Source organism: Ruegeria sp. HKCCD7255 (assembly GCF_013031565.1).
In the GTDB taxonomy this organism is placed as follows: Bacteria; Pseudomonadota; Alphaproteobacteria; order Rhodobacterales; family Rhodobacteraceae; genus Ruegeria.
Window position 1 is genome coordinate 1 of the sequence record NZ_WQAG01000030.1, and the last position, 1,970, is coordinate 1,970.

Genomic DNA, 1,970 nt, shown 5'->3' on the forward strand with positions numbered 1-1,970 from the left:
GATTGCCGATAGCATCGCGCAGTTCGGGTTCACCAACCCGGTGTTGATCGACGAGGGTGGCACCATCCTTGCCGGGCATGGCCGGGTTGCGGCGGCGAAGTTGCTGGGTATGGATCACGTACCGTGTCTGCGCTTTGAGCATATGACCGAGGCGGAGAAACGCGCCTATGTGTTGGCGGACAATAAGCTGGCGCTGAATGCTGGCTGGGATGAGGATCTGCTGGCAGCGGAACTCGGGGCGCTGATGTCCGACGATCTGGACTTTGATGTAGAGATCACCGGGTTCTCTGTCGCTGAAATCGATACCTTGATGGATGCGGTGACGCCGGAAGAAGAGGGGGATCCTGCAGATGAAGCGGTGCCGGATGAGGCGCCCGCCCGTGTGCACCGGGGCGATATCTGGCAGCTCGGCCGGCATCGATTGATCTGCGGCGACGCACAGGATGCAGACACCATTACCTGGCTGATGGACGGCGCGACGGCCACGATGGTCTTTACGGATCCGCCTTACAACGTCCCTATAGAGGGTCACGTCGGCAACTCCGGGAAAACGCAACATCGCGAGTTTGCCATGGCGTCAGGTGAGATGTCGGCGTCGGAGTTCACGCGCTTTTTGCAGCGCGCCTTCCGCAATCTCGCCGATCACAGCGTCAACGGGTCCATTCACTTCATTTGCATGGATTGGCGTCACATGGGTGAGATGCTACACGCGGGGAAGGGGGTCTATTATGAACTCAAAAATCTGATTGTCTGGGCCAAGGACAATGGCGGCATGGGCACCTTCTACCGGTCGCGGCACGAATTAATCTTTGCCTTCAAGAAAGGGGATACGCCGCATATCAACACTTTCGAGTTGGGGCAGCACGGGCGCTACAGGACTAATGTCTGGGAGTATCGCGGGGTTAACACCATGCGGGCAGGGCGCATGGAGGAATTGGCGCTGCATCCGACAGTCAAGCCGGTGCAGATGATCGCAGACGCGATCCGGGATGTCTCGGGACGCGGCGACATTGTGCTGGATGTCTTTGCCGGATCGGGGTCTACCCTGATCGCAGCCGAGAAGACAGGCCGACGCGGATATCTCAGCGAGTTCGACGAGATCTATTGCGATCGCATCATCGCCCGCTGGGAGGCCTATGCGAGGGACGAGGCGGCACAGGTTCTCTGCGGCTGGGCACCACCGGCGGACGCCAAGGCGTTGGAGGCGGCGGAATGAGCAGCGACAAGGACAAGCGTGCGCTCGTGGCCCGCCCGGGCTACGACGTGGGATACGGCAAGCCGCCGAAAGGCACCCGGTTCAAACCGGGCCAGTCGGGCAATCCAAAGGGCCGCCCAAGGGGATCAAAGAACAAACGTCCGGGCATGCATGAGGAACGGATGAAGGACCTCATTCTCGACGAAGCGTACCGCGACATCACGATCCGGGAAGGGCACCGAAGCGTGACTATCCCCATCGCGCAGGCGGTCATGCGGTCTCTGGCTGTGAACGCTGCGAAAGGTCAGCATCGCGCGCAGCGGCTCTTCTCTGAGCTCCTGGCTTCGGTCGAAAGCTCGCGCAGCCTTCTCCATGCAGAATACCTGGACAAGGCGCTGACCTATAAGATTGAATGGGAAAGGGAACTGCGCAGGCGCGCGGAAGCCGGGATAGAATCCATTGACGAGCCTATCCCCCATCCGGACCACATCAAGATCGACTTCCGAACTGGTGAGGTCCGTATTGTTGGTCCAATGACCAAAGAAGAGAAAAAAGAACTCGACTATTGGCGAGAAAAGCTCCCGGACCTCCGCGCCAACGTCGATCAACTGCGTGAAGTACTGGTCCACGAGACCGACCCCGATGAGATCGCAGATCTCGAAGGGCATATCCGGACAGGCGAAGAGTTGTATGAGCGGATCAGCACGGCGCTGGCGGTGGTCGAGCAACCTGCGTTGGAGTGATAACGAGGCCAAACAGCTCGCAAATGCCTTCT

At 59.4% G+C, this 1,970-nt stretch carries 2 protein-coding genes; both read left to right on the forward strand.

From position 1 onward, the window contains the following. Positions 1-1,216, forward strand: a 1,216-nt coding sequence (locus GOX45_RS21865; protein WP_171104075.1) for a DNA methyltransferase, incomplete at its 5' end; no start/stop codon positions are given. Beyond that, a complete protein-coding gene (locus GOX45_RS21870) occupies positions 1,213-1,938 on the forward strand; it encodes a DUF5681 domain-containing protein (protein WP_171104077.1) in 726 nt (241 codons plus the stop codon). The genes GOX45_RS21865 and GOX45_RS21870, both read left to right, overlap by 4 nt. The last annotated feature ends 32 nt before the right edge of the window (positions 1,939-1,970 follow it).